Source organism: candidate division TA06 bacterium B3_TA06 (assembly GCA_005223075.1).
Taxonomy (GTDB): domain Bacteria; phylum Hydrothermota; class Tepidihabitantia; order B3-TA06; family B3-TA06; genus B3-TA06.
Genome location: NJBO01000001.1, coordinates 187,318 through 211,672 on the forward strand (window position 1 = coordinate 187,318; position 24,355 = coordinate 211,672).

At 52.8% G+C, this 24,355-nt stretch carries 21 protein-coding genes; 5 read left to right on the forward strand and 16 right to left on the reverse strand.

The features are described from left to right. Window positions 1–133: 133 nt before the first annotated feature. Complete coding sequence (locus tag CEE36_00925; protein TKJ44334.1) at window positions 134–1,288, forward strand: hypothetical protein; 1,155 nt, start codon at window positions 134–136, stop codon at window positions 1,286–1,288. Between the two features lie 2 nt (window positions 1,289–1,290). After that, the gene (locus CEE36_00930) at window positions 1,291–1,845 is read left to right on the forward strand and encodes a hypothetical protein (protein TKJ44335.1); all 555 of its coding nucleotides are present in this window, start codon (window positions 1,291–1,293) and stop codon (window positions 1,843–1,845) included. Here CEE36_00930 and CEE36_00935 read toward each other — a convergent pair. The 14 genes from CEE36_00935 to CEE36_01000 all read right to left on the reverse strand — a co-directional run bounded on the left by CEE36_00935 (window position 1,842) and on the right by CEE36_01000 (window position 17,660). After that, a complete protein-coding gene (locus tag CEE36_00935) occupies window positions 1,842–2,291 on the reverse strand; it encodes a hypothetical protein (GenBank protein TKJ44336.1) in 450 nt (149 codons plus the stop codon). The genes CEE36_00930 and CEE36_00935 overlap by 4 nt on opposite strands. 28 nt (window positions 2,292–2,319) lie before the next feature. Beyond that, the gene (locus CEE36_00940) at window positions 2,320–4,335 is read right to left on the reverse strand and encodes a hypothetical protein (protein ID TKJ44337.1); all 2,016 of its coding nucleotides are present in this window, start codon (window positions 4,333–4,335) and stop codon (window positions 2,320–2,322) included. A 411-nt stretch (window positions 4,336–4,746) separates the two neighbouring features. Beyond that, entirely contained in the window at window positions 4,747–6,165 is a 1,419-nt protein-coding gene (locus CEE36_00945) for a hypothetical protein (protein TKJ44338.1), read from the reverse strand. Window positions 6,166–6,383: 218 nt separating this feature from the next. Further along, window positions 6,384–7,058 carry a hypothetical protein gene (locus CEE36_00950; GenBank protein ID TKJ44339.1) on the reverse strand — a complete coding sequence of 225 codons (675 nt, stop codon included), beginning with the start codon at window positions 7,056–7,058 and terminating at the stop codon, window positions 6,384–6,386. Next, on the reverse strand, window positions 7,055–8,314 hold the full coding sequence (locus CEE36_00955) for a hypothetical protein (protein ID TKJ44340.1): 1,260 nt from the start codon (window positions 8,312–8,314) through the stop codon (window positions 7,055–7,057). Before CEE36_00955 ends, CEE36_00950 begins: the two co-directional genes overlap by 4 nt. Window positions 8,315–8,376: 62 nt before the next feature. Continuing rightward, complete coding sequence (locus tag CEE36_00960) at window positions 8,377–9,303, reverse strand: hypothetical protein (protein TKJ44341.1); 927 nt, start codon at window positions 9,301–9,303, stop codon at window positions 8,377–8,379. Continuing rightward, window positions 9,248–10,192 carry a tRNA pseudouridine(55) synthase TruB gene (gene truB / locus CEE36_00965; GenBank protein TKJ44342.1) on the reverse strand — a complete coding sequence of 315 codons (945 nt, stop codon included), beginning with the start codon at window positions 10,190–10,192 and terminating at the stop codon, window positions 9,248–9,250. The genes CEE36_00960 and truB overlap by 56 nt, the downstream gene beginning before the upstream one ends. Then, complete coding sequence (locus CEE36_00970) at window positions 10,126–11,082, reverse strand: hypothetical protein (protein ID TKJ44343.1); 957 nt, start codon at window positions 11,080–11,082, stop codon at window positions 10,126–10,128. The genes truB and CEE36_00970 overlap by 67 nt, the downstream gene beginning before the upstream one ends. Continuing rightward, window positions 11,048–11,407, reverse strand: a complete 360-nt coding sequence (gene rbfA / locus CEE36_00975; GenBank protein TKJ44344.1) for a ribosome-binding factor A — start codon at window positions 11,405–11,407, stop codon at window positions 11,048–11,050. The genes CEE36_00970 and rbfA overlap by 35 nt, the downstream gene beginning before the upstream one ends. Beyond that, the gene (locus tag CEE36_00980) at window positions 11,407–11,691 is read right to left on the reverse strand and encodes a hypothetical protein (GenBank protein ID TKJ44345.1); all 285 of its coding nucleotides are present in this window, start codon (window positions 11,689–11,691) and stop codon (window positions 11,407–11,409) included. Before CEE36_00980 ends, rbfA begins: the two co-directional genes overlap by 1 nt. Continuing rightward, window positions 11,688–13,835: a translation initiation factor IF-2 gene (locus CEE36_00985; GenBank protein ID TKJ44346.1), complete on the reverse strand. Its 2,148-nt coding sequence runs from the start codon at window positions 13,833–13,835 to the stop codon at window positions 11,688–11,690. The genes CEE36_00980 and CEE36_00985 overlap by 4 nt, the downstream gene beginning before the upstream one ends. Then, entirely contained in the window at window positions 13,835–15,523 is a 1,689-nt protein-coding gene (locus CEE36_00990; protein TKJ44347.1) for a hypothetical protein, read from the reverse strand. The genes CEE36_00985 and CEE36_00990 overlap by 1 nt, the downstream gene beginning before the upstream one ends. Beyond that, complete coding sequence (locus tag CEE36_00995) at window positions 15,524–15,976, reverse strand: hypothetical protein (protein ID TKJ44348.1); 453 nt, start codon at window positions 15,974–15,976, stop codon at window positions 15,524–15,526. Continuing rightward, on the reverse strand, window positions 15,960–17,660 hold the full coding sequence (locus tag CEE36_01000) for a proline--tRNA ligase (protein ID TKJ44349.1): 1,701 nt from the start codon (window positions 17,658–17,660) through the stop codon (window positions 15,960–15,962). Before CEE36_01000 ends, CEE36_00995 begins: the two co-directional genes overlap by 17 nt. A gap of 578 nt (window positions 17,661–18,238) precedes the next feature. Between CEE36_01000 and CEE36_01005 the strand changes: the two genes are divergently transcribed. Further along, complete coding sequence (locus tag CEE36_01005; GenBank protein TKJ44350.1) at window positions 18,239–19,642, forward strand: hypothetical protein; 1,404 nt, start codon at window positions 18,239–18,241, stop codon at window positions 19,640–19,642. Between the two features lie 253 nt (window positions 19,643–19,895). On the opposite strand, the gene CEE36_01010 is transcribed toward CEE36_01005, so the two are convergent. Beyond that, entirely contained in the window at window positions 19,896–20,081 is a 186-nt protein-coding gene (locus CEE36_01010) for a ferredoxin (GenBank protein ID TKJ44351.1), read from the reverse strand. Window positions 20,082–20,212: 131 nt separating this feature from the next. Here CEE36_01010 and CEE36_01015 point away from each other — a divergent pair, with 131 nt between their 5' ends. Next, window positions 20,213–22,504: a hypothetical protein gene (locus tag CEE36_01015; GenBank protein ID TKJ44352.1), complete on the forward strand. Its 2,292-nt coding sequence runs from the start codon at window positions 20,213–20,215 to the stop codon at window positions 22,502–22,504. Window positions 22,505–22,507: 3 nt separating this feature from the next. Beyond that, entirely contained in the window at window positions 22,508–22,930 is a 423-nt protein-coding gene (locus CEE36_01020; GenBank protein TKJ44353.1) for a secondary thiamine-phosphate synthase enzyme, read from the forward strand. Window positions 22,931–22,967: 37 nt separating this feature from the next. On the opposite strand, the gene CEE36_01025 is transcribed toward CEE36_01020, so the two are convergent. Continuing rightward, window positions 22,968–24,344 (reverse strand): hypothetical protein, encoded by a 1,377-nt coding sequence (locus CEE36_01025; protein TKJ44354.1) that lies wholly within the window; start codon window positions 24,342–24,344, stop codon window positions 22,968–22,970. Window positions 24,345–24,355 lie beyond the last annotated feature (11 nt).

The following is a 24,355-nucleotide window of genomic DNA, read 5'->3' on the forward strand; positions in this document are numbered from 1 at the left end:
CAGACTGGTTTCTTCTTTTTGCGCTTCCGCTTCTTTGCCATTGGCCTCGATTATAAAGGGGTTGGGGGTAAGTCAAGCGTGATGTACGACTGTCGAAGCTTGACAAGAAGGGTAGGTTCTATATATTTAAGTTATGCCAACCATTGAGGTAAAGGTTGAACCTAAGGTCCTAATATGGGCCAGGGAAAGCATTGCCATGAAAGAAGAAGATGCTGCTAAACGGCTAAAGACAACACGGGAAGTAATAGAAGAATTCGAATCTGGGGCGCGGAAACCACGTTTAACACAATTAGAGAAACTCGCCAACCTCTATAAGCGGCCGCTTGCTGCGCTCTTGTTATCTTCCCCTCCCAAGCCATACCCTATTCCAAAGGATTTTCGGACCCTACCCTATAAAAAACCCTTCACTTCTGAAACTTTCCTTGCTCTTCGTCGCGCTAGGCGACTTCAAAATTTGGCGGCTGAATTAGTACGAGAACTTGATTATGAGATAATACGTAACATCAGAGAAATACAGTTGCCTGACCGTGAGAATGTCGCTGAACGAGCGGAAATAATAGCAATTGAAGAAAGAGAGAGGTTAAGGGTCAAAGTAGAAGATCAATTTAATTGGGAGAGCAGTCTCAATGCCCTTGATGAGTGGCGAACTGTAATTGAACTTTTAGGGGTTTTTATTATCCAGATTCGAATGCCTGTAGACCAAACAAGGGGGTTCACTTTATCAGAAGGGAATATACCAATCATTGTACTTAACGGCAGGGACTCCCACAATGGAAGAATATTCACCCTTTTCCACGAATACTGCCATCTTATGCTAAATGATACAGGTATATGTGGTGAAATGTTAAGAAGCAACTTAGATACAGAGATGTTCTGCAACCGTTTTGCAGGTGCATTTCTAGTTCCGAGTTCAGCTCTTTTAAAACATGAATTGATAATGCCTTTTAAAGGTTTAGTAGAATGGGCTGATGATGTTTTGGAAAAAGTATCGAGGGATTTCAAAGTTAGCAAACTAGTTATTTTGAGAAGACTGTTGGATTTAGGCCGTACGCCTAAAGATTACTACAACATGAAATTAGAGGAGTGGAAACCATACAAATCAGGCGGGGGTGGGGGTGGCCGCAATATGGCTAAAGAGTGTCTTAGAAACAACGGTGGGACATTCGTTTCTTTAGTTTTGAGTGCTTATGGGAACGAAAGGATCACATCTGCTGACGTTGCCGATTATTTAGGAACTCGCCTACAGTATATCCCTGAATTAGAACAGCTATTAAGAGCTGTTGATTAATCATGCCTGAGCTTTTTCAAGGATACTGTATAGATACAGCACCGTTGATCGATTTATATCGGAGGAAGTACCCACCTGATATTTTTCCGGGTGTGTTGATTGAAATAGAAACGCTTGTTAAAGAAGGGGTCTTGGTTGCACCAAGACAGGTTTTACGCGAACTTGAGGATTACGAAGAACGAAAAAAGAGAGAAGAGCAAACCGAAGAACCGGATAAACTCCTTGAGTGGGCGAAAAGGCATAAAAAGATGTTTATAAACCCTGATGAAAGTGAAAACAACTACATGGGTATTGCAACGCAAATTATTAATGAAATAATACCAGGCTACGGTAAAACTTTAGTTGATGAAGAAAAAGAAAAAGAGGACGCTGATCCTTTTGTAATCGCTTTGGCAAAACTTAGAGGGTGGGTGGTTATTAACTCGGAGAGTTCTAACCCACCAAACTTAAATGCACGCCCCAAAATACCTGACGTATGCGCATATCATAAAGTGGAGTGCATTGATTTGCTTGAGTTTTTCAGAAGACAAAAATGGGTTTTCAGGCATCAGGGTTAGAAATCTATTATTCTTCTTGCTCCTGCATATCGGTGTTCATAGTAGATGTTGCCTTCCCATTTGACTACTATCACACCCCTAGAGGATGATGCGTGCACCATCTTGCCGTCCCACAGGTAGATGCCCACGTGGTTGATGCTGCCCTTCCTGCCTCTGCGAAAGAAAACCAGATCGCCCATCTTCAGGTTGCGCCTCGAAACCGACCTGCCCATCTTGAACTGTTTGCTTGCCGAGTGCGGCAGCTTCACCCCGAATCTCTTAAGAACCGTCATTGTGAAGCCTGAGCAGTCGGTTCCTTTAGGTGTCGAGCCTCCGTAGAGGTAAGGGGTTCCCTTGAAGCGGCGTATCTCCTCAACAAGGGCGTCGCGCTGTGGCGTGCGTGTGGTTCGCGGCACGCATCCTGCCCCCGTAACACACCACATCACAATCAACAGCATCCCCCCCATCACCAGCACACCCCGGATAAGGGTGAGTCTATTCCTCAAGCAGCGAGTTGATCTCCATGGCCAGGATCTTGTCTATGTTGAGGATGGCCCCTACGTGGTGGAACTGAAGCATGCCCTTAGCATCGATCACCGTATGTGTGGGGATGGCCGAGACCTCAAACATGGTGGAGATTGTCCCTGATGGGTCGATGTAAGCCTCGTAGAGGAATGTGTTGGCGTCCAGGAAGCTATCTACCGTCTGCGGCTCCTCGCTGGAGATACCGATGAAGACCACATCGTCGCGGCCCTGATAGTCCCGCACGAGCTGGTTGAGCTTGGGTATCTCCTCCTTGCATGGAGCACACCAGGTTGCCCAGAAGTTGATAACTACGACCTTTCCTACAAACTCACTGGCGTATACGGTATCGCCGGCAAGGGTGGTTAGCGGAAAATTCGGTACCGTGACGTTCATTCTGCGCCGCAGTGCGATCTTGAGTTCTTCTGCGTGCAGCCACTCCTCGAAGCCCTCGATGTCGCCGTGATCCAGAAGATAGATATCCTGGAGAGCCTTCTGGATGGTGCGATCCTCGGGCTCAACGAGCATGATGTTAAGGAGCGCGATCTGGCGTGCGGCAAGATCACCGGCCTTCTCGCTTACCGTAAGCAGGCGTCTGTAGAGCTCCTCTTCGTAATCCGGGATGCTGGTGAGCAGGGAGTCCGCTACCAGAAGCTCTCCGAGTGCATCTTCGTATTTGCCGTATTTGAACGAAAGCCAGCCGAGGGTGGTGTAGAGGGTTGTCTGTGTTTTGAGGAGCATGGCGCGTCGTTCGCTGAAGTCGCGCCACCAGAGGAGCTTACGGTAACGGTCCGCGGTGGTTTCCGTTATTGCCTTCTTCAGGTACTTTGATGCCTCTGCGAAGTTCTTACCCTTGGTTGTGGCTACTTCTGCAAAGAGCGCCGCGGCCTTGGGGTCATCGGAGTTCTTTACGGCGTTGCGATAGTAGCCAAGCGCGGTTTTCCAGCTGCGGTCCCTGTAGTATTCAGCCAACTGAATGTTGATCTCAGGATCATCGGGATATTTCTTTTGCCACTCGATCATCTCCGCGGCCCAGAGAACGGTTGGTTGTTCATACTTGACCTGAAGCATGGTGATTATGAAGGCAGAGACTAACTCTGATCTCGGGAACTCCTTGATGAAATCCGTTGCTAGGCTTTCGACTCGCTGCTCGCGGCGACCAGCAAGGGCGTAGGTCATAAGTAGAAAGTAAGCGGTTTCCCTTGCATCCCCTTTAAGTAATGGGAATACCGCCCTTTCGTACTCACCCAGACGCTGTGGTGTCTCTGAAATGAAGGCGTAGATGCTATTCTGATAGTCTGTCCAGCGAGAACTCTCAGGATAGGTCTCAGCGCAGAGCGCCATGAGTGCCTCGCCCTTGTCCTTGAAGCCTTGCGATGCGATGAAGAACTCCATCGCGGCAAAGCGTAGGGCCTCGAGAGAGTCAGGTTCCGCGGCCAGAAGAAAGTCAAGCTCGGCAGCGATAGCGGCTTCGGTGGTCTCGCCCGCCTGGAGTTCGAACCTGCGCAAAAACACCAACGCTTCCCAGTTGGTGGGATAATGCTTGAGTTCCAACTCCACAAGCTCGCGCGCACGGCCTCCTCGATCGGCAAGAGGGCCAAGATAAAGCGTTGCATAACTGCGGCTTGCGTCGTAGCGCGGCTTGCCTGAGGAATCGTAGACCGGGGTGGCGAAGAACACTCCGTCATCGTCAAGGAGGGGTTTCTCGTCGTCTTCTATCTTATAGGTGAGGAGGGTTGCTTCCTGAGGCACGGTATATGAGAAGTACCATTCGTCCTGGGAGGGCCTGCCGGGTATTATCTGGACAAAAACCGTATCCGGGGTGTAGGCGGCCAGAAGCATAACCGGTTTGCGGGATTCGTAGGCGAACTCTTTGATCTTCCATGAGACGTTTTGGCCTGCCTGCGGCTTCTCGGGGTTGGGTACGGGAGCCTGTGCCCCGATAAGTAGTCCTGCGATTAAGGCAAGGAGTAGAATCTTCTTAAACACGTATCCTCCAGTCGGCTAAGTAAGGGTTTGTTTGGTGATTATAGGTGGTCAAGACAGGGTGTCAACCACAGATCCTCTTTTCGCCCTGCGGGCGAAAGATCGGAAACTTGTCTGACGAAGAAAAGCAATGTTAAGAGCTTTTTTGTTGGAACTTTTGAACAGACAAGAGTGTCTGTTGTACACAGACTGCTCCGCATCCGTGCGGGGATCGGAAATGATCCATTTACTCTCCCCTTGATGGGGTGCAATGCCACCGTCTGGTAGGAGTAAGGTTGGGGGTAATAACTAATCCCCCTCCCCTTAATCCCCTCCCACCAGGGGAGGGGTATTGTCTTCGGATGCGTCTGCCCCCGATTATCTCCCCCTTGACGGGGGAGAATGCCTTTCCGTAGGAAAGGTAAGAGGGGGTGATTATCTAACTAATACTGCCTTTTTCGTAACCCTGCTCTCCCCCATATCGCGGACGAAGTAGACGCCAGGGCTGTAACCTTGGCCCCAGGTGATCATTCCTGACGCGCCAGCCGCGTGTAGCTCATCCACCTTGCGGCCTGTGGCGTCGAAAATGGAAGCGTGGAAGCCATCAGAGCGATTCTCGTAACGCAGAACTATCTGCGGACCGATGGAAGTGATCACCGCCCAGTTTCCATTAACCTGTGTATGTGACTCTTCCTTTACATCAATGTAGCCTAGCGAATCGGTCTTGATGAGCCAGGCGTCGTTTAATCCTGCACCATAGGAATCCGTCTCTCCGATGAGAATGTAGCCACCATCAGGGGTTTGCCGAACGTGATGACATCTCTCAAACCTTGTTCCGCCATAAGTTCGTGTCCAAATGGTATCCCCATTCTCATCCGTTTTTATCAACCAAAAGTCAGCTCCACCTGCACCAAAGGAGGTGGTCCAACCGGCAAGGATGTAACCGCCTTCGCTCGTTACATCTAGCCACTCACATACTTCTGCTCCATCTCCGTAGGTTCGTGTCCATAATGTATCGCCCTGGGCATCGGTTTTAAGTAACCAAACCGCAGAAGAGTTGTTTAACTGCCGGGTGCCACCCACAACATAGCCGCCGTCAGGTGTCTGTATTACACTACCAGGAGCGGCTATATCCACCGTATCTTCTTCACTTTCGCCGCCGTAGGTTTTAGCCCATACGCTGTCACCCTGGGAATCGGTCTTGAGCAACCAGATAGCCCCTCTCACTCGTGGCGGGGGGGAGAATGAGGGGGGGATACACGCGGTGACGATGTAACCACCATCTGAAGTCTGTTTTACACACGAGGCCTCCTTTACTCCTTCAAACTCTTCATAAGAGTCTCCATACATTTGGTTCCACAGCTCTTCGCCTACTTGGTTGGTCTTGCGCAGCCAAATACCATTCATACTGCGAATCGTATTCCCTACGGTAATATAGCCGCCATCATCCGTTTCCTCTACCCAGGCGCCCGAGTGCAATCGCCAGTCACTGTCATACACGCGAGACCAAAGGCTATCTCCATCGGCGTTCGTTTTGAGCAGCCACATGACGTATCCCACACTAGATGTCATTGATCCAGTAAATATGTAACATCCATCAGAGGTAGTTTGTACACATCTAGCATGGCCGTTAGGGTAAAGTTTTGTCCATAATGTGTGCCCCAAGGAATCTGTTTTGAGCAGATTAAAGGATGGTGTGCTAACGGTAATTATGTACCCACCGTCAGGGGTAGGCTGTGCACAGTGGCCGTAATCGTGACCATCTCCGCCGTAGGTACGTGTCCAGCCTGCGCTGGCTGTTTGGAAGAGTGCCGCAAGCACTGTCAAGATAATAACACACCAGAATCTTTTCATCATTGCCTCCTTTCGTTGGTTAACTTGTTTCCAAAATCCTCACCCTGTATTACACAGCAATTAACGTGCCAGGTTGATTTAGGACTTATCTTACGTAAAACCTTAACTTGTCTAAGTGGATGCTTCCAGCCAATTAACCTTTTGTGTAACCTATTAGCACCCCACGCATCTACTTCGTAGCTGCGCGGGGACCCCGAAATGGTAAAGAAATTTACCTCTTAGCGGCGGATATGTAAGGGCACAGAGAAACGCACTATCTCGGTAGGGGTCCAGGCCTCGAAGGTCACCGAGCTTTTGAAAAGTGCGGGGTCACGGATGCCATCCCTAGGTCGAAGCGGAAGCTCGAATTCTTCATCCGGCGCGATAGCACTTTTGGTAAGCTCAACTCCCTTAAGTACAGCTGGCGCCTCTATAAGCTGGAGGTTGTATCCGGTATCTGAGAAGTTAACCAGCTTAAGTGTAACCTCGTCTGCGAGTGAGTCTATCCGGTTGAAGTGCAGATAGGCAGGCTCCACCTGGAATGGTGTGCGGGAGTAGTCCCCGTAGAGGCGGATGGTTACGTTAACCTTCAAGAGGGAGTCTCGAGGGTCGTTTGAACGTATGTAGGCCCACTTGACGCGCTCCGCGAAGAAACCATGGGTGTCGAAGATGAAGTCGAATGACGTGCTGTCACCGGGTGCAAGCTGGTTGCGCCGCAGCTCGGTAGCGGTGCAGCCGCAGAAGGTGCGGATTTTTTTGATCTCAAGAGGCTCATCACCGCGGTTGTATATCCAGAAGGTGTGGCGGTAGTGCTCTCCTACAAACGCGTAGCCGAAGTCGAAGCTCTGCTCCGAAGCCTCGATCTTCGGCGCACTTACAAGTAGAACTCCTAACATAAGAAGCGAAAAATTCATAACTTACCTCCATTTATTGAAAGAGTTTCTGATTCGTTACCGCGCCATAAGATCCCAATCCATACCAGGGCAAAGAGAACAAGTATCCCACCTGTAGCCAGCAGGACATAGGTAAACTCGACCTTTTCCGCGATGAACCCTGCCGGCACCGCGGTAACCAGAAACGCCAGGCTGGCAAGCGTCTCGCGCCACGCGAATAGCCTACCCCTGGCCCGGGCAGGGATGCGCTCCTGGATTATGGTATCCTGGCTGATGTTGATGGCGGAGAAGAGTATCCCTGCCACAAACACCACCAACCCCATTATAACAGCCATGATAAGGTTAAGTGTGGCGTCTGCAAGCACCCGCTCAAGGCCTACCAAGAGATAGCTTCCTCCTCCGATAGCGAAGAGCAGCCCTGTGAGGATGTAACTGACTATGATGAGGCGGTCCTTGCGGAACGCAGGCCCAATGATGCCGGTAAGCAAGGGGCCCAGGAACATACCACCCGCGGCCGCAGCGGCAAGGAGCGTTACCCCTATGGTTCCCATCGAAAGCGTCTGCTGAACGGTCGGAACGATCACCGTGAACGCCACGCCTGATACAAAGAAAAGTGCCACTATCGAGAGCATAACGAAACGCATCATGCGGGTTTGGGTCATGAGACGGATACCTTCTTTGATCTCTTTCAGGTAGCCCGAGACCTTTTTACCTGTTTCTACCACGGTATCCGCCGCATGCAGGATAATAGGTTTCTCATCGACCTTTATAAAGAGGATGAGTACAAACGAGATCACGTAGGTGATGGCGTCTATGACAAACCCCAGCCGCCAGCCTATCCAGGCTACGAGGAACCCCCCTGCGAAGGTTCCGATGCCGGTGGCCGCGCGCAAAAGGGTAAGGTTCGCGGAGTTGGCCTGCATGAGCTCTTTCTTGTCTACGATCAGGGGCACGATTGCAAGGCGGGCCGAGGAGAAGAAGAAACCGAAGATGTAGACTACGAATGCAACCCCGAGCATCCAGATAAGGTGGCCTGAGAGGAGGTATACAAAAGGCAGGGAGGCGATGAGCAGGGCACGCACCGCATCACTAACTAAAAGCACGCGTTTCTTTCGCCAGGAGTCAAGCAAGGGTCCTGCCACAGGACCGAGTATGATCGAGGGAAGCGTGAAGATCACAGCAATACCCCCGAACGCCGCGAACCGACCGAAGAACTCGGCACCTAAAAGCTCGATGAACGCCATCTGGGTGAAGCGGTCGCCGATCTGGGAGATCATGTTGGCTGCCACGAACAGGGCAAAGTTGCGGTTGCGGAACAGTCGAAAGAACGTCTTGGTATCTATCTTTGAGATAGGACCCTCCTTGCCTGCGCTACATCCTCCTTAACCTGTTCCTTGAGGGCTGCAAGTGATGAGAACTTCCTGTCAGGGCGCAGCCTTTCTACGAAGTGGATAATCGGTTTTGTTTCCTCCTCAGGGGAACCCTCCAACAGATGCGCCTCGATTTTGTGCGTTGAATCGCCGAAGGTTGGGCTTGATCCGATGTAGCATATACCTGGCCGGCGTCCTGTTCCGAACCTCACCGCATAGATGCCGTCCGGTGGCACCAGTTTATGTGTATCGTCAGGTTTTAGGTTCACAGTCGGGGTATCAAGGAGTGCACCTGCCCTGCCAAGTCCTCTGGCTGCCTCGCCTTTGAGTCTGTACTCGTAACCCAGCAAAGCGTTGGCGCGGCAGATGTGCCCCAGAAGCAGAAGCTCCCTTATCCGTGTGGCGCTGATCGGCTCGCCCTCAAACTCCTCCTTGGCAATGACCCTCACATCAAATCCATGCTCCTGGCCTGCACTGCGTAACACCTCAACGTCGCCTGCGCGTTTGCGGCCGAAGCGGAAGCCCTGACCAACCGTTAGGAGTCTTATATTCATCGTAAGAAGTTCATCCGATACGAACCGTTCGGGTTCCTTGTCTACCACCCCTGAGAAACCAAGGAAACGGACCTGGGCTATTCCGGCAGCAAGGAGCAGCTCCTCCTTCTCCTTCTTTGTGGTCAAGAGAAAGTTAAAGTGGGGGTTGAAGTAGAGTGATGGCGGGGGATCAAAGGTTATGGCAACAGACTGTATGTTACGTTTCCTGGCTTCGTCAAGTAGCGCACGAATAAGGGTTGCGTGCCCTTTATGCACCCCGTCGAAGGAGCCTATGACTGCAGCTCGATCAGCCAACGCTTTCTCCATTGTTGTATATAAGGCGTCGCGACCAGAGCTTGCCATCCCTAGGTTCGCATAGGAAAGCCTGACGGTGATCCGTGGAGAAGACTACAGAACTCGGAGCATCAAGGAGTTTGGGGTTGACACCTTGAGATAGCGGCTTGCCCTGCATCAGACGCGATGCGTTCTCCTCCGAGACCTCTGCCTGAGGCAGATGGGAAAGAAGCTTGCGGATCGGGATCATAGACTCTCTTATACCCTCGATAGTGATATTGTCAAGAGGCAAGGCATCCTTAAGTTCGAATCCTCCGATCCGAGTGCGGCAAAGGGCTGCAAGCGATGCCGGAAGCCCCAGCTCTTCGCCAATCTCTCGAGCAAGAGACCGAATATAGGTGCCGGACGAGACCCTTGTACGGATTTCGAGTAAGGGGTTTTGCCATGATAAAAGTTCGATCTCGTATATCGTTACCCTTCGTTCGGGCAGCTCGAACTCCTCACCCGCCCTTGCCAAATCGTATGCCCTGCGGCCTTTTATCTTTACGGCGGAGTAGCGAGGTGGACGTTGCATCCTTTCCCCTTTGAGCCTATCCAGAGCGTTGCGGATCGGTTCTTCATCCAGAGGTGGAACCTCGACCTCCTCCAGCGTCTTACCTTCAGCGTCTAATGTATCCGTTCTTACCCCTAATCTTACCGCAGCCTCATACTCCTTGTCCAGATCCTTCAGGAGATGTTGCACCCTGCTCGCCTCCCCCACGAGGATTAGAATCAGTCCTTCAGCCGCCGGATCAAGCGTGCCCGTATGTCCTAACTTCGTTTTTGTTAAAAGGATCGGCCGCAGCCTTCGGATTACATCGAACGAACTTATGCCTCGAGGTTTGTAGAGCGCTAGCCCTCCGCGCACGCAAGATACCTCTTGGTTTCTTCTATTACCCGTTTCTTCACTTCCTCGTATGAACCCTTGAGCTTGGCCCCAGCCGCCGCCGGGTGACCTCCCCCTCCAAAACGTGAGGCGATCCTGTCCACATCAACCCCGCCCAGGGACCGAAAACTCATCCTGACCATACCCTGCTCGTGCATCTCGCGGAAGAAGATGGCGACCTTTACGCCCGGAATGGAAGAGGGGTAGCGGATAAAGCTGTCTGAATCGTGTTCATCGTGTCCCAATCCCACATCATCAAGCATCTTTTCGGTAAGTTCAATTGTGGCTATCCCGTCGTCGACCGCAAGGGTTGCAAGTATCTCCCCCAACAGCGCCAGATTCCGTTCGTCGCGGGCGGTCATCCTGAACGCTATCTCGGACGCGTTAACCCCATGTTCCATAACATCTGCACAGATCCTTAGAACCTCCGCCGATACGTTGGGCAACACAAACCCACCGGTCTCGGTAAATAATCCGGTGAAGACCATCTCGCCCTCCTGGCTCCCCAACGGTGCGCGGGCAAGGCGCAGAAGCTCGAAAACCATAAGACATGCCGCACCGCGATCAATCTCAAGCCAGTTTACGTCGCCGAAGCGCTCGTTGGATTGATGATGATCTATATTGATCACCCTGGCCCTGGGCTTTGCTAGCGCTACCCTCTCAAGATTCGGGGCGTCGAGGGTTATAATCGTGTCCGGCTCAGGGCCTTCAATCGATTGCTTTATCTTGCCGATTCCAGCGAGGAAAGCAAACTTTTCAGGGATGGAATCGCGAATGTAGAGGGTATAACCCTTGCCCAGATGCTTGAGGAGCCGACCCATAAGGAGAGTAGAGGTTATGGTATCTCCGTCGGGGTCGATGTGACCCGCAACCAGAAACCTATTCCCTTTACGTATCTCTTTCAGTACTTCTCGAGCGTTCATCTTGAATCTCTCTGATTTTTTTCTCTATCATTACGGTTTCATCCCAGATGAACCGCAGATCGGGCATGTACTTGATGACGATCCTTGAGGCCAGTTGACGTTTGATGGTTCCCTTTTCCTCCTCGAGTGCTTGCCGTGCCTTCTCGAGCGGCAGGTTCTGTTCGATGGTTGTGAAGTATAGATCTGCCCGTTTGAGGTCCCTCGTCACGACGCAGTCGGTAATGGTTATCCACCGCATCTCAGGGCGAGTGGAATCCTCAAGGAGAATGGATGCCACGTTCTGCTTAACTAATGATGCTACCCGACGTGCTCGTTCCACAGACATCAGTAAACCTCCCGTATGCTATAGTCTAGAAGCTGCCAGGCGCGGTGCCTGGACTGAATCCTGTTGACTACGCGTTCGAGCTCCTGTGAGTTGTGTCGTGCATCGTTTGAGACCACGGTCACCGCCAGTTTGGTTCGCTGCCAGGTGTCTTGTCCATCGACCTCGGCCACCGCCACGTGGAACTCGGAGTGAAGATTATCCACCAGTCGTTTGAGATCACGTCTCTTGTCCTTCAGGGAACGAGAGGCGTTGTTTAGAAGCTCTATCTCCAAAAGGCCGATCATGTTCTTTCCCGCTTCACGATAGTGTAAAATTCAAGGGTGTCCCCCTCCTCGAGATCGTCCCACTCTGATATTCGTATCCCGCACTCGTATCCGGCCTCGACCTCCTTGACCGATTTCTCGAACCGCTGCAGGGAGGCGATCTCGGATTCGGTAAGCTGATCGTTGCTCCGATAGACGCGCACCTTGGCGTCACGCGTAACCTTCCCTTCGGTGACGTACGAACCGGCTATGGTGCCTATCCTGGATACGTGGAATACCTGGCGCACCTCAGCACGACCCAGGCTTACCTCTTCTTCTTCCGGCTCAAGCATACCGAGCATCGCGGCCCGGATGTCGTCTATTGCATCGTAGATTACGTTGTAGTTGCGGATCTCGATCCCCTCGCGCTTGGCCTGGTCGCGGGCATCGGCATGGGCGGTTACGTGGAAGCCTATGATCACCGCCCCGGACGCTTCAGCCAGGTTCACGTCGGTTACGTTTATCGCTCCCACCCCGGCGTGGATTACCTTCACCTTCACTTCCTCAATGGAAAGGCCCTCAAAGGAAGAGGTGAGTGCCTCGACCGATCCGTAGACGTCTCCCTTGAGAACGATACGAAGCTCCTTGACTCTTCCTTCCTGTATCTGCTGCTGGATAGCCTCGAGTGAGAGCTTGGATGAGGAGGCGAGTGTGCGTTCACGTCGCATGAGCTTGCGTCGCTGAGCCAGCTCGCGCGCGTCGCGTTCCGAGGCCACCACCTCGAACGTCTCACCGGGTTCTACGATTCCACCCACCCCCAGGACCTGAGCCGGCGTTCCAGGCGTAGCCTCAGCCAGGCGTTTACCGTTCTCGTCGGTCATCTCCCGCACGCGGCCGCTCCACTCCCCGCATATGTAGAGATCCGTTCGATGCAGTGTTCCCCGCTTTACGATGAGGGTAGTGATCGTGCCCTTGGAGGTGTTCAGTTTCGCCTCAACCACCACCCCCTTTGCCCTACCCTCGTATGGAGCCTTGAGATCAAGCTCCATGGCCGTAACCTGAATGGCATCAAGAAGGTCGTCCACAGCATCGCCGGTTATGCCTGAGACAGGGACTACTATTGTATTGCCGCCGTATTCCTCAGCCAAGATGTTATGTTCGGTGAGCTGGCTCTTGACCTTATCAGGGTCGGCTGTCTTAAGATCCGATTTAGTAATGGCTACGATTATAGGCAGGTCCGCGGCCTTGGCGTGATCGATGGCTTCTATGGTCTGTGGCTTTATGCCGTCGTCTGCGGCCACAACCAACACCGCAATATCTGCTACCGAGGCGCCTCGTGCACGCATGGCGGTGAACGCCTCATGACCCGGGGTGTCCATGAAGACGATCTTAAAGTCCTTTATCTGCGCGGTGTATGCGCCTATACGCTGGGTAATCATGCCCGCCTCCTGTGCCGCCACCCGTGTTTTGCGGATGTAGTCCAAAAGGGTCGTCTTTCCATGATCCACATGTCCCAGAACCACCACCACGGGCGGCCGAGTTTTCACATCAAGGGATTCTTCTTCGGCTGTTTCCTGCAGAACGGGTTCTTCTTCCACCTCGATCTTAACGTTGAACTCCTCGGCTAGGATAGAGATCGTGTCCATATCCAGACGCTGATTGATGGTTACGAACACACCCATCTGGACGCAGCGTTTGACGATCTCAGCCGGTGGAACCTCAAAGGCGTGGGCAAGCTCTGAAACACTCATATATTCACTGACCGTTGCCTCTCTTAAAGCCCTAGGGAGTCCCTGGGGCTGCTGCTCAAATATCTTGGCTTGCTCCTCTGCTCTGCGAGTCTTGCGAGCCGGACGAGCGCGCTTGCCGCCCCTTTTTTTGGGGCGTTTGTGGTCCATCCGGGCAAGGGTCTGTTTGACTGCCTTCTGGACCGCCTCTTCCGAAAGCCTTCTTGGTTTACGTGCGGAGGATGGACGTCTGGGAGGTTTTGACTTCTTCATCGAGCGCTTTATCCTCTGCTTCTCCTCACGCAGCTTCGCCTTTACCGCCTCGAACTCCTCAGGCGTTATGTAGGATGTGTATCCTCGTTCCTTAAAGCCAAGCCCCTTCATCATGCGACCGAGCGCTTCGCTTGAAAGTTTCAGTTTCTCGGCAGCCTCAAAGAGCTTTAGCTTGCGGGCCGCCACTACTTCTCCTCCTCTTCCGACTCCTTATCCTCACTCTCCTCGCTCTCTTCAGCGGTAGTTTTTTGCTCCTCCTCTTGCGGTGCTGGTTCTACCTCGTTCGATCCCCCCTCCTTTTTCTTTTCAGCCTGCGTTTCCTCGGCTGCTGACTCTTCAGACTGTGGGGCGGCTTCGGATATCTCTGGTTCTTTCTTAGATTTCATAGACTCCTCTGGTTTAACACTACCCTCAGTCTGGGGGGGGGCTTCGGTGTCCTTGATCTCTTCCTGCACTTCGGGCTGTGTTTCCTTCAGGGGTTCAGAGAGAGGTTCTTCTTCTGCTCCCTCCGTGGGTCCCTCTACCGCAGGTTCTTCCTCCTTGCTTTCTTCGGTCATGGCCTTCTCTGAGGACTTGCTCTCTGCCGCCCTCATCTCCTCCAACTTCTTCTTCTCGAAGAGCTTGCGCTCAAACTCACGTTTCTCAAGCTGCTCACGTATCTGGGTCTTGAGTTGCTCTACATGCGTGGGGTCCCAGCCCAGAACCTTGGCTGCCTCTGTAGCCGGTTGTTCGAATAGCGAGACGACCGTTGTGAAGCCCGCCTCAAGCAGTGTTTGCCTCGTTTCTTCAGAAAGGAAGTCAAGTGTTTCGACCATGATCTGGGCCATGCGCTGGCTGAAGAGCCGGTTGCGGTAGTCTGACTCCTTGAGGATATCCAGCTTCGAGCTGGACAGTAGCGAAGCGAGCCATACATTCTGTCCCTTTCGACCGATCGCCTTGGAGAACTCCTCGTCCGGGACTACGACCGTGTAGGTTCCTTCCTCCTCAATAACCTCGTTGACCCGTGCCGGACTCATAGCCCCTGCTATAAAGGCCTTCTGGTCGGAATGCCACTTGATGACGTCTATCTTCTCGCCTGAGAGTTCCTTGGTGACGCTCTGGATACGCACCTTGCGGTAGCCTACACACGCGCCGATCGGGTCTATCTTCTCGTCGTGACTGGTGACCGCAACCTTGGAGCGAACCCCGGGGATCCTTGCCACGTTCTTGATCTCCACGATCCCCTGCTGGATCTCAGGCACCTCGCGGGCCAAAAGCCTCTTTAAGAACTCTGGGTGGGTTCTTGAAAGATAGACCCTGGGCCCGATTGGGGTACGCTGAATCCTGAGAACATAGAACTTGAAGGGTGCCCCGATCTGGTGGTGATCGGTTTTGAGCTGGTCTCGCAGCGGCAGGATTCCATAGATAGGCCCGAGGTTGACCAGGATCTCTTCCTTCTCGAGCTTGTGAATGGTGCCTGATATAATCTCGCCCCTCTTCTTGATGAACTCGTTGAAGAGCTTGGCTCGTTCTGCATCGCGCAGGCGATGGGTGAGTTCATCCATGGTGCGTTGTATGGCAACTCGCCCGACCTCCTGCAGCGGAATCTCGATGCATACATCCTCGCCTTCCTTGACGTCAGGATTGATCCGCCTCGCATCCTCGAGAGAGATCTCCTGACTTATGTCTTGCACGCGCTCGACCGCGGTCTGGACGATCGCTACCTCTATCTCGCCCGTCTCAGGATTCACCTTGACCTCATGCCGCACATTGCGGCCGAAGCGCCGTTTCAGACCGGCTACGATGCTTTCCTGCAAAGTATCGTAAACGTAACTTACCTCCACATTTCTTATACGGGCAAGTTGGGTTATTAGCCTGGTGATCTCGGTTTCCATCTATCTCCTTTTGAAGAGTTCCTCGGTGGCTCGCTGCACCTGGGCCGAGAGGATCTCGTTGTATATAAGCCGACGGCCTGCTCCGGCTTCGATTTCAATTACTATGGCTTCTTCGTTTGCTTCCTTAAGATGTCCCTCAATCACCTCCCCTTCAATCTCTATGCGCAGACGTTCCCCGACGGCGCTGCGGTAGTGTGCTGGTGTGTAAAGCTTGCGCTCAATCCCGGGGGTGGAGACGTCAAGCGCCAGCCTACGCCACTCATCGCGACTGGCGACAAGATTTAAGCTCAGGGCACGGCTTATCTCCTCGCAGTCTCCGAGCGTGGCCCCTCCCTTTTTATCCACGTATACCTGGAGCCAATTGCCTTTGCGCTCCAGATGGTAAAGACTGCATCCGTGCTCCTTGATTACGTCGGCGACCAGTCTTTCCAAACCCTCAGATACCGCTGACATCTTCCTTCTCCTTGCTGAGGAGTTCTCCTACCTTGGTTGCCGCATCTTCCTTGCGAACCGTGATGATCTCGCCCGTTGCCACATTCTTTATATCAACCTTTCCTTGCTTCAATCCACGCGGTCCCACTGTGATCCTGTAGGGGATGCCCACCAGGTCCGCGTCCGTGAACTTGACGCCCGGTGTTACATCACGATCGTCAAGAGCCGCCTGTACGCCTATCTCGCTCAATTCTTTGTATATCTTTGATGAGACCTCCGCTTCTCCCAGGGATATAACCTCGACCTCATAGGGAGCCACGGTCACAGGCCAGGCCATGCAATCATCGGCGTAATACTGATCCACAAGGGCGGCCATTGAGCGCTCGATACCTATCCCGTAGGAGCCCATCACGATGGCGCGATCGGCACCCTTCTCGTCGGCTACCGTAGCACCCATCACCTCCGAGTACTTGGTGCCGAGCTTAAAGATATGCCCCAGCTCGATAGTGCGTTTTTCGACAAGCACCTCATCGCATCTCGGACATATATCACCAGCTTTCACCCTACGCAGATCAAGATACTCTCGGATATTCACCTCCTGTGAAAGGCTTATACCCACGATGTGGTAGTTGTCTTCGTTGGCTCCCACTGCATAGATATCAGAATCCTCAAGGCTCTTGTCGGCGTGGGTCTCTATCTCAACACCCTGAGGTCCAAGGAACCCCAATGAGGCACCCATGTAACGTTCGGCATCCTCATCGGTAGCCGGGACGATATCGCCGCCGAACGTGCGCTTGAGCTTTTCCTCGCTCAGCTCGTAGTCCCCTCTCAAGAGTACCAACAGAGGTTTACCCCCTCTCATATACAAGAGGCTCTTGACCAACTGGGAGGGCTTGACGCCGAGAAAACCTGCTACCTCTTCTACGCTCTTCAGACCAGGGGTATGAACCTTTTCGCGTTTAGCTTGAAGTTTGGGTGCGGGAAGAGGTCTTCCCTCAGCGACCTGGGCGTTTGCCCTGTAGTCGCATTTTGGGCACACAAACGAGATATCCTCACCTGAGGAGGCCTCTACCATGAACTCGGCCGACTCCCCTGCACCCATGATACCACCTGAAGCCTCCACGACAAAGAAGCGATGCCCCATACGCGTAAAAGCACGCGAGTACGCCTCGTGATGCAGCTTGAAGGAACGATCCAGCCCTTCATAATCCAGATCAAAGCTGTATGAGTCCTTCATGGTGAACTGACGGGTTCTCAGCACCCCTCCGCGGGGGCGAGGTTCGTCGCGGAACTTGGTCTGAAACTGGTACCAGATCTGCGGAAGCTCTTTGTAGGAACGAAGCTCCTTGGATGCCATAAGCGCCACGATCTCCTCGTGGGTCGGGCAGAGAGCCATGTCCTGGGCATTACGGTCGCGCAATCGAAACATATCGTCGCCGTAGGCATCCCATCGGCCGGACTTATCCCACAGAGAACGCGGTGAAAGCGCTGAAAGATGCATCTCCTGCCCGCCGATGCGGTTCATCTCCTCGCGGATTATCTGGGTGATCTTCTGCGTCACGCGCAACCCGAATGGCAGGAGATTGTAAAGCCCGGACCCCACGGGTCTGACAAAACCTGCCCGCAGAAGTACCCGGTGACTCAGATTCTCAGCTTGACGCGGGTCTTCACGCAGCGTCGGCACCAGCGATCTTGACCAAATCATCCGATGATTATATGGATGATTATTGCCGCGTCAAGCTTCTCTATTTTAGGGGTTTATCCGATCGAGTTCGGTCGGGATTGTTCGCCTCCCATTGAGCAGAGAGTGTCCATGGTCAATACATCCTTACCAGGCAGTAGAGGGTTGATGGAAATGCCTTTACCCAAGTGCGTGCAGCTAAGGTGCGGGGTGTCACCCCCTCTTTTATTCTACCCGACGGGGGCACTTCGTCCCCCATCAATGGCGAGAAGACGGCAAGGAATTTACTCTCCCCCGGTCGAAGGATGAAGACGGCAGGGAAACCTGTTCTCTTCCTTCGAGGGAAGGGGATGGTAAGCCAACCGCCCTTACATATATTTATTCCCCCTCCCTTGACGGGACAGTGTGCCCCTTGAGTGCCTGGTGCACTCATAGGGTAGGGGGCTAGTGGGAGGGTGACCCTTTAAGAGGAATCAGCCGTTGCGAGGAAGCAACCTCATACCCTGGCAACAATCTTCTGGTGCACGAACTGCAGGAATTTGACAACCCAAGCCAAACGCAGTAGAGTTAGGTATGTTTATCGTAGCGAGGTGACGAAGCAAGTGGCTGGCCTCAAAGAGATGAATCTTAAGCGATTCTCGCGTGAGCCTTTTTGGATTGCACTCGCTTTCGTGGGAGCACTGTCGCTTGCCATTGCAGCCGGAGTTTTTGTCTCAGGTATAACCGGTATTATTATAGCGGTGGCTCCAGTTGCTCTTCTATTGGTACTTTTATGCGTGCTTAATCCATATCCTTTTTGGATCTTGTACTTTGCGGTGGTCCCGTTCGCTTACATGGTCAGCGAGTCTCTACCCACAGGCAGTTTCGTTCGTTTCGGAGGGTTGATTATGGTGGCCCTGTCCGTTCCTTCGATTCTTCTATCCAAGCGTTTTCCAAGATTCAAGGTCACCGCGTTAGGTGGTTCGATTTTACTTTTTTTTGCAGGGTGCGTGCTTTCACTTCTTGCGTTTTTTGAACTCAAAGGAGCCTTCAGGGGAGTTAGCCTTTACTTCGGAAACGTCATGGCCTACTGGGTGTTCGTCAATATCTTTGCCACTGAGAAACGTCTCAGGACCGTCTTAGATGTGTTGATCATAGTGCTTGCAATAGAGGGGATCATAGCGGTGGTTCAAAAAATTGTTAGCACGCCGCTCCTAAGAGCTACTGGAACGCTTGTGGATCCTAATGCCTTTGGATTCTGGCTGTTGCCATTCCTGTGTTTTGCTTTTTACTTTGGCCTCGCTGCCCGAAAAAGATGGCAAAAGTTGCTCTATTTCGGGGCCTACCTTGTAATGACTGTGGCTATCCCTCTAACCTATTCGCGCAGCATGATTCTTGTTCTGCTTCCTGTCCAGTTCATCCTCTATTGGCGTCAGAAGAAGCTCCATATCTTCGCGTTGGTGGCGGCAGCATCGATCGCTTTGCTTTATTTGGGCTTTGCCAAGGTTTTCACTTACGGGTTTAACATTAAATCTTTCTTGACTGCGGCTAGGGCGGCATCCATAGAGTGGCGGTTTTATTTCGCGAAAACAGCGGTAAGGATGTTTATAGACCATCCTATCTTAGGGGTTGGCGCGGATTGTTTTTACCATAAGTTCAGGTTTTATTCAACCATAACCCCTCACATTGCCAAGGAGGTTATCCACAACTCCTATCTCGAGATTCTTTCAGGCACCGGTTTGGTGGGTTTTCTTCCCTTTTTAGCGGTGATTTTCTTCTCCCTGAAGAACCTCTGGCTTACCCGCAAACACTATACAACACAGGGGGACCGTTCCCGCTCTTTGATGACCGAGGGTCTTATTGTTGGGTTTATAGCCTCACTTCTGGCCCACCTGTTTCTCTCTACACAACACCACATCCTTCTGTGGCTTGCCATAGCGATTGCCACAATTGTGGCCAACAACTCCTTTCGAATGCTCGAAGCAAGGCAAGGCCCTGAAAAGGGGAGTTCTTCTCCTGCTCATTAATCACCCAATCCATAAATGGGATTCCGAACAGGCTACAAATAGGGGCTTTTTAGTTAGGTTTTTGGACATCTTACCTGGGAGTTTTGTTACCCGCCTGAGCTTGACACAGGTATGTTAGTGACTATAATAGAAATAGCCCTCCTCAGAAACACCTCCTGTACCGCCCCCAGCCGGGGGCGGTTTTTATTACATAGATAGAAGAAGCGGGAAGCAAAGCTTCCCCGCTTCTTTATTTCCCTAGCCTTTGAGACAACTACTCTTCGATGATAATCGCTTCAGTAGGACAGGAATCAGCCGCCTCCTGGCAACATCCTGCCTCGTCACAGTTCGCACCGGCGATGACTATCGCTTTGTCGTCCGTCTGTTCGAAGGCCTGTGGACAGATGTCCGCACACACGCCGCAACCTATGCAGGCTTCCTCATCAATCCTAACCTTCATTGATAATCCTCCTTCATAAGGTAGAGAATTATAACGCTAGCGTAGTTTTTGTCAACATCATGCCAGCCCCTGGGCAGTCTGATGGTAGTTTGTTTACTTGACAGCGAGCTTGAGTTAGGATAGACTGTGTCGTGAGTCGTTCACTTGAGGAGTTCCGCAAGGAGACTAACCGCGTGCTTCGGAATCTTGACGCGAAGCTTGTAGGGGTTAGCTTCATACTCAACGATGAGGTTTCTGAGTTCGCCGATAGAGGTGTTAACATGGAGGCCTTAAGTGAGGTTTTGGGCCACGCCTCGCAAAAGATTCACGAAGGCAAGCTTTTGCTGGGACTTCAGGGCGCGGGAGGCAGGCTTATAGCCGCCATTTCTGCAAAGGATGAGCCTGGGTTTGATCCTGGAAAGATCTCCGGATTGCTTACCTTATTTTTGCGTAATTTCCTCTTGCAAGAGGAGCGAGATCGGGACGGCCTTACAGGTTTCTTGAAGAAGGAGTCGTTCAGAATCCAGATGCTTGAGATGGCTAATCGGATCAAGAAGGATGCTAAATCCTCCGCCCCCAGGGATCTTAGCCGCAAACCGCGAAGCCCCTCGCTTTCCTTCTTCCACCTTGATCTTGACCACTTCAAGGGGATTAACGATACCCTAGGGCATCGCTTTGGGGATGAGGTGCTGCGCTCCTTCGCCAGGCAGGTCCGCTCCTTCTTTGCCGAGAGCGAATCTGGAGAGGTTCTGCTTGCCCGCCTGGGTGGCGAGGAGTTCGGGGCACTGGTTCCCTATCTTTCCGCGAACGAGGCCCAATCCCTGGGAGAACAGTTGTGTAAGTTTATAAGAAAAGCAAAGATCCCTACCGTAGATGAGCTGGATCGCTACCGGCGGGCCAATCCCGATTTCAAGGCCCTTTCCTTACCCCAGGTGACGGCAAGCATCGGTGTCGCTACAGCGGACAGCGCCGTTATACTCAGGGTACCGGATGATGTCCTTGAAGGGGAACTCGACCAGCTCTACGAGCGGGCCGATGTGGCCACCTACGTGTCCAAGAAGCTGGGACGTGATCGGGTGATGGCCTTCGAGCGCATCCTTGCAGAGGGCGGCACCGTTCTCGATTACGACGAGCGCACAGGCATAGTTACCCTTGACCTTGGTTCGGATATGGGGGTGGATGTGGGAGACGTATTCCGGGTCTACGACAACCGCAAGTTCACCGGCTCGGAGCCTATCATTCAGCCCGGTTCGCAGCAAAAGATCATCGGCTACTTCCCACGACTGGCTCTTGGCGAGCTTGAGGTGATCATGTGCCAGCCCCAGGTCTCGTTTGCCTTAAGGCGCGGAGGCGATACCTTTATCCCTGCCGCGGGGTTCTTCCTGGAGTGGGTTCCACCGTCCGAGCGGGGCAGGCGAGTCTCAGACGACCGCAGAAAACGTGATCGTAGAAAGGCAAGCGGGCTTTCTACGCGTTCGCTCTTTGACGCAAGGCTCAGGGAGAGCCTGAGGCGCGAGAGGTTCATACTGATTCTTTTCTTCTTCGACAATCTGGCCACGATCCGCGAGCAGAGGGGCTCGGCAACCATTAAGGAACTATACAGCAGTCTTGCCGCGGAGCTTGAGAAGCTCTCGGTTCCAGGTGATGTCGTAAGCACCATCTCAAGCGAGTTTCTGGGTTTCCTTCCCTCTGCTTCTGCTCTCAAGCCTATCAAGGAAAAGGTAGCAGAACTCAAACGCAACTTCGCCGCGCGCGAGGGGGCGACCTTCAGTGCGGTGCTATTCACGAGCTCAACTGAAGGAGTTGAGCGCTCGCGCGCCCTTGAGATCGCGCGCAAAGGGGCGGAGATTGCACGGTTCAAAGGGGTGGATCAGATGCTGGTGCTTGATCCCCAGGTGCTTTTATCAAAGCTTTACTTCTATCACGAACACGGTGAGTACGACAAGGTTGCTGCCGAGTTCGGAGAGCTTCACGCGCTCGGGATCTCGGATCAAAAGGCGCTTCTTTACTATGCCGAGGCGCTCAGTTATCTGGGGCGTCTTGAAGAAGCGATGGAAAGGGCGAGCAATGTCCTCAAAAAAGATGAGCACAACCTTACCGCTATCCAGGTGATGGCTTCTTCCGCGTTCGAGCTGGGACGATATACCGAAGCGGTGCAGGCATACGAATCTCTAAGCAAAGAGAAGAAGGGCAAGATCGCTGCGTGGCAGTGGCGTGACTTCGGGATAGCACTGCTTTATCTGGGCGAGACCGAGAAGGCGCTCGACCATCTCGAACGTGCGCTTGCAGCCGATCCCACCGACGCCTCGGTCATATACCACAAGGGCGAGGTTCTTCTGGCACTCGGCAAGAACGAGAAGGCACGGGCGGAGTTCATGCGTGCATTCGAGCTGGGCTATAGAGAACTCAGTCCTCAGGCGGCAAAACTCTTAGGAGAGGGTTAGAGTATGGCGGTTTTCTCAGATAAGATCTCCTTGAGCACCAAGGGGTTCTGTGACGTTCATGACATAACACCAAGGCTGCGAGGGATCCTTACCGAAAGCGGATTACAAGAGGGGATATGCTGCGTGATCCTTGCCGGTTCCACAGGCGGGATAACCACCATCGAGTACGAGCCAGGGGTGCTAAAGGATCTTTGCGAAGTGTTAGAGAAGATCACGCCCTCAGACAAATCCTACCATCACGATGCGGCGTGGGGTGACGGCAACGGCTTCTCCCACCTGCGCTCCGCACTTATCGGAGCGTCTGCCTCAATTCCCTTCAGCTCGGGCAAGCTGATACTCGGGACCTGGCAGCAGGTTGTCTTCTTAGATTTCGACAACCGCCCCCGCGAGCGCACCCTGCACGTCCAGCTGGTAGGCGAGAAGTAGTCCGCTTACCTGTTAAATCCTGGTTATCTGGTCCTCTTTAATCTGGAGGGGATTCTTTTAGCCTCTCGTGTTTCAAGAGCAGCAGGCCGTCCTGTGCAGCCAGTGTATCGTAGCCTGTGGTTAGCCTGCGGGCATCCTCATACCGACTCTCCCACTCGGCAGGGTAGATGTTTCCTTCAAGATCAATCAGCACGTAATCCGCATTCTCGATCTGCGGATAAAGCACGACGTCCTTACGGTTCACAAGATGAGGAGCCAGGTTGTTGCTTACGGAGAGGGAAGCATCGGCAGGAATCCTTTCAATCAACCGGTGAGTTTGCAGACTCCTATTCAGGTTTATCCCCAGCTTAAACGGGTTGGGAAATCGCAAAATCAAAGCAGGGACGGCCAGTCCGACCAGTATCAAGGCGACTGGCAGCTTTATCCTCCTTATTCCTTTTATCGAAGCGAAGAACAGCAAAGGCAGTATCCCTGCCGAGTACTGGTAGGTCAGGCTTGACTGGTGGGGACCATCGGAGAGCAGGTGGGCGAGTAGCAAGGGTAAGATAAGTGCGGCCTCCCATCTTGTAAGGGCGAGGGCCCCAACGGATGCAGCAAGCAAAGCCACTGTCAAGAGTTTTCCAGGTTGTCCAAAGGTCTGGGTAATAAGCACCCAGGGTCTGCGAAGGATGCTTCCAATAATCTCTGCGGCGTTCGATCCCAGGCTCGCGTAGTGGGCAGAGATCAACTCACCCTGGCCGGGTGCACGGAAGCAAGGCAGCACGATGAATAATACGAATGGCAGCCAGGCGATTCCGATCGCCGTCATCAACGTCCCTTGAATCCATTTTCGCTTAACCAGGGCGTAAATCCCCAGGGCCAGGAATACGAGGCCCATCTCCTCCTTAAGGGTCAAAAGGGCGAACGCAGGGAGTAGCGCCCACCAAGCTCTTTCTGTCTCAAAGAGATAAAAGAACCCCAAGACCAGCGGGATAGCGAATACCTCGGGGTGGAAGTCGAAGCGAAGCACATGGTGAAGGAAGGGGTTGGCAAGGAAGATGGCGATGATAACCAGATGTTTTCTGGAATCTTTCACCCAACCCTCAAGCAGCTTGATGAGGAAGAAAAGCCCCAGGGCAACGGCAAGCGCCTGAAGGAGACACAGGAGCAAGGCGTTCGGCCAGAGCCGGTATAGACCGGCAAGAAGGAAACTTATGGGGTGAAAATGGCCGCTGAACCCGTGAAAAGAGTGCAGCGAATCCCACACCCTGCCACGGAACGCGATGTTGTAGCAGATGCTTGCCCTTATCCCCAGATCGTAGGCGTATGTGTTGAAGGTAAGGTGCTGTAAGGTCTTGTAGGCTCCGAGGATCACAAAAACGATGCCTGAGAACGCAAGGAGTCGGCGTTTGCTCCAGAAGCTCTTATTGACCATTTCAGACAAGC

Bases quoted from the DNA above. Each gene is read 5' to 3' on its own strand.
- CEE36_00925 (TKJ44334.1), top strand. From the start codon at position 134: ATGCCAACCATTGAGGTAAAGGTTGAACCTAAGGTCCTAATATGGGCC.
- CEE36_00930 (TKJ44335.1), top strand. From the start codon at position 1,291: ATGCCTGAGCTTTTTCAAGGATACTGTATAGATACAGCACCGTTGATC.
- CEE36_00935 (TKJ44336.1), bottom strand. From the start codon at position 2,291: ATGGGGGGGATGCTGTTGATTGTGATGTGGTGTGTTACGGGGGCAGGA.
- CEE36_00945 (TKJ44338.1), bottom strand. From the start codon at position 6,165: ATGAAAAGATTCTGGTGTGTTATTATCTTGACAGTGCTTGCGGCACTC.
- CEE36_00950 (TKJ44339.1), bottom strand. From the start codon at position 7,058: ATGAATTTTTCGCTTCTTATGTTAGGAGTTCTACTTGTAAGTGCGCCG.
- CEE36_00955 (TKJ44340.1), bottom strand. From the start codon at position 8,314: ATGATCTCCCAGATCGGCGACCGCTTCACCCAGATGGCGTTCATCGAG.
- CEE36_00960 (TKJ44341.1), bottom strand. From the start codon at position 9,303: ATGGCAAGCTCTGGTCGCGACGCCTTATATACAACAATGGAGAAAGCG.
- CEE36_00970 (TKJ44343.1), bottom strand. From the start codon at position 11,082: ATGAACGCTCGAGAAGTACTGAAAGAGATACGTAAAGGGAATAGGTTT.
- rbfA (TKJ44344.1), bottom strand. From the start codon at position 11,407: ATGTCTGTGGAACGAGCACGTCGGGTAGCATCATTAGTTAAGCAGAAC.
- CEE36_00980 (TKJ44345.1), bottom strand. From the start codon at position 11,691: ATGATCGGCCTTTTGGAGATAGAGCTTCTAAACAACGCCTCTCGTTCC.
- CEE36_00990 (TKJ44347.1), bottom strand. From the start codon at position 15,523: ATGGAAACCGAGATCACCAGGCTAATAACCCAACTTGCCCGTATAAGA.
- CEE36_00995 (TKJ44348.1), bottom strand. From the start codon at position 15,976: ATGTCAGCGGTATCTGAGGGTTTGGAAAGACTGGTCGCCGACGTAATC.
- CEE36_01000 (TKJ44349.1), bottom strand. From the start codon at position 17,660: ATGATTTGGTCAAGATCGCTGGTGCCGACGCTGCGTGAAGACCCGCGT.
- CEE36_01010 (TKJ44351.1), bottom strand. From the start codon at position 20,081: ATGAAGGTTAGGATTGATGAGGAAGCCTGCATAGGTTGCGGCGTGTGT.
- CEE36_01020 (TKJ44353.1), top strand. From the start codon at position 22,508: ATGGCGGTTTTCTCAGATAAGATCTCCTTGAGCACCAAGGGGTTCTGT.
- CEE36_01025 (TKJ44354.1), bottom strand. From the start codon at position 24,344: ATGGTCAATAAGAGCTTCTGGAGCAAACGCCGACTCCTTGCGTTCTCA.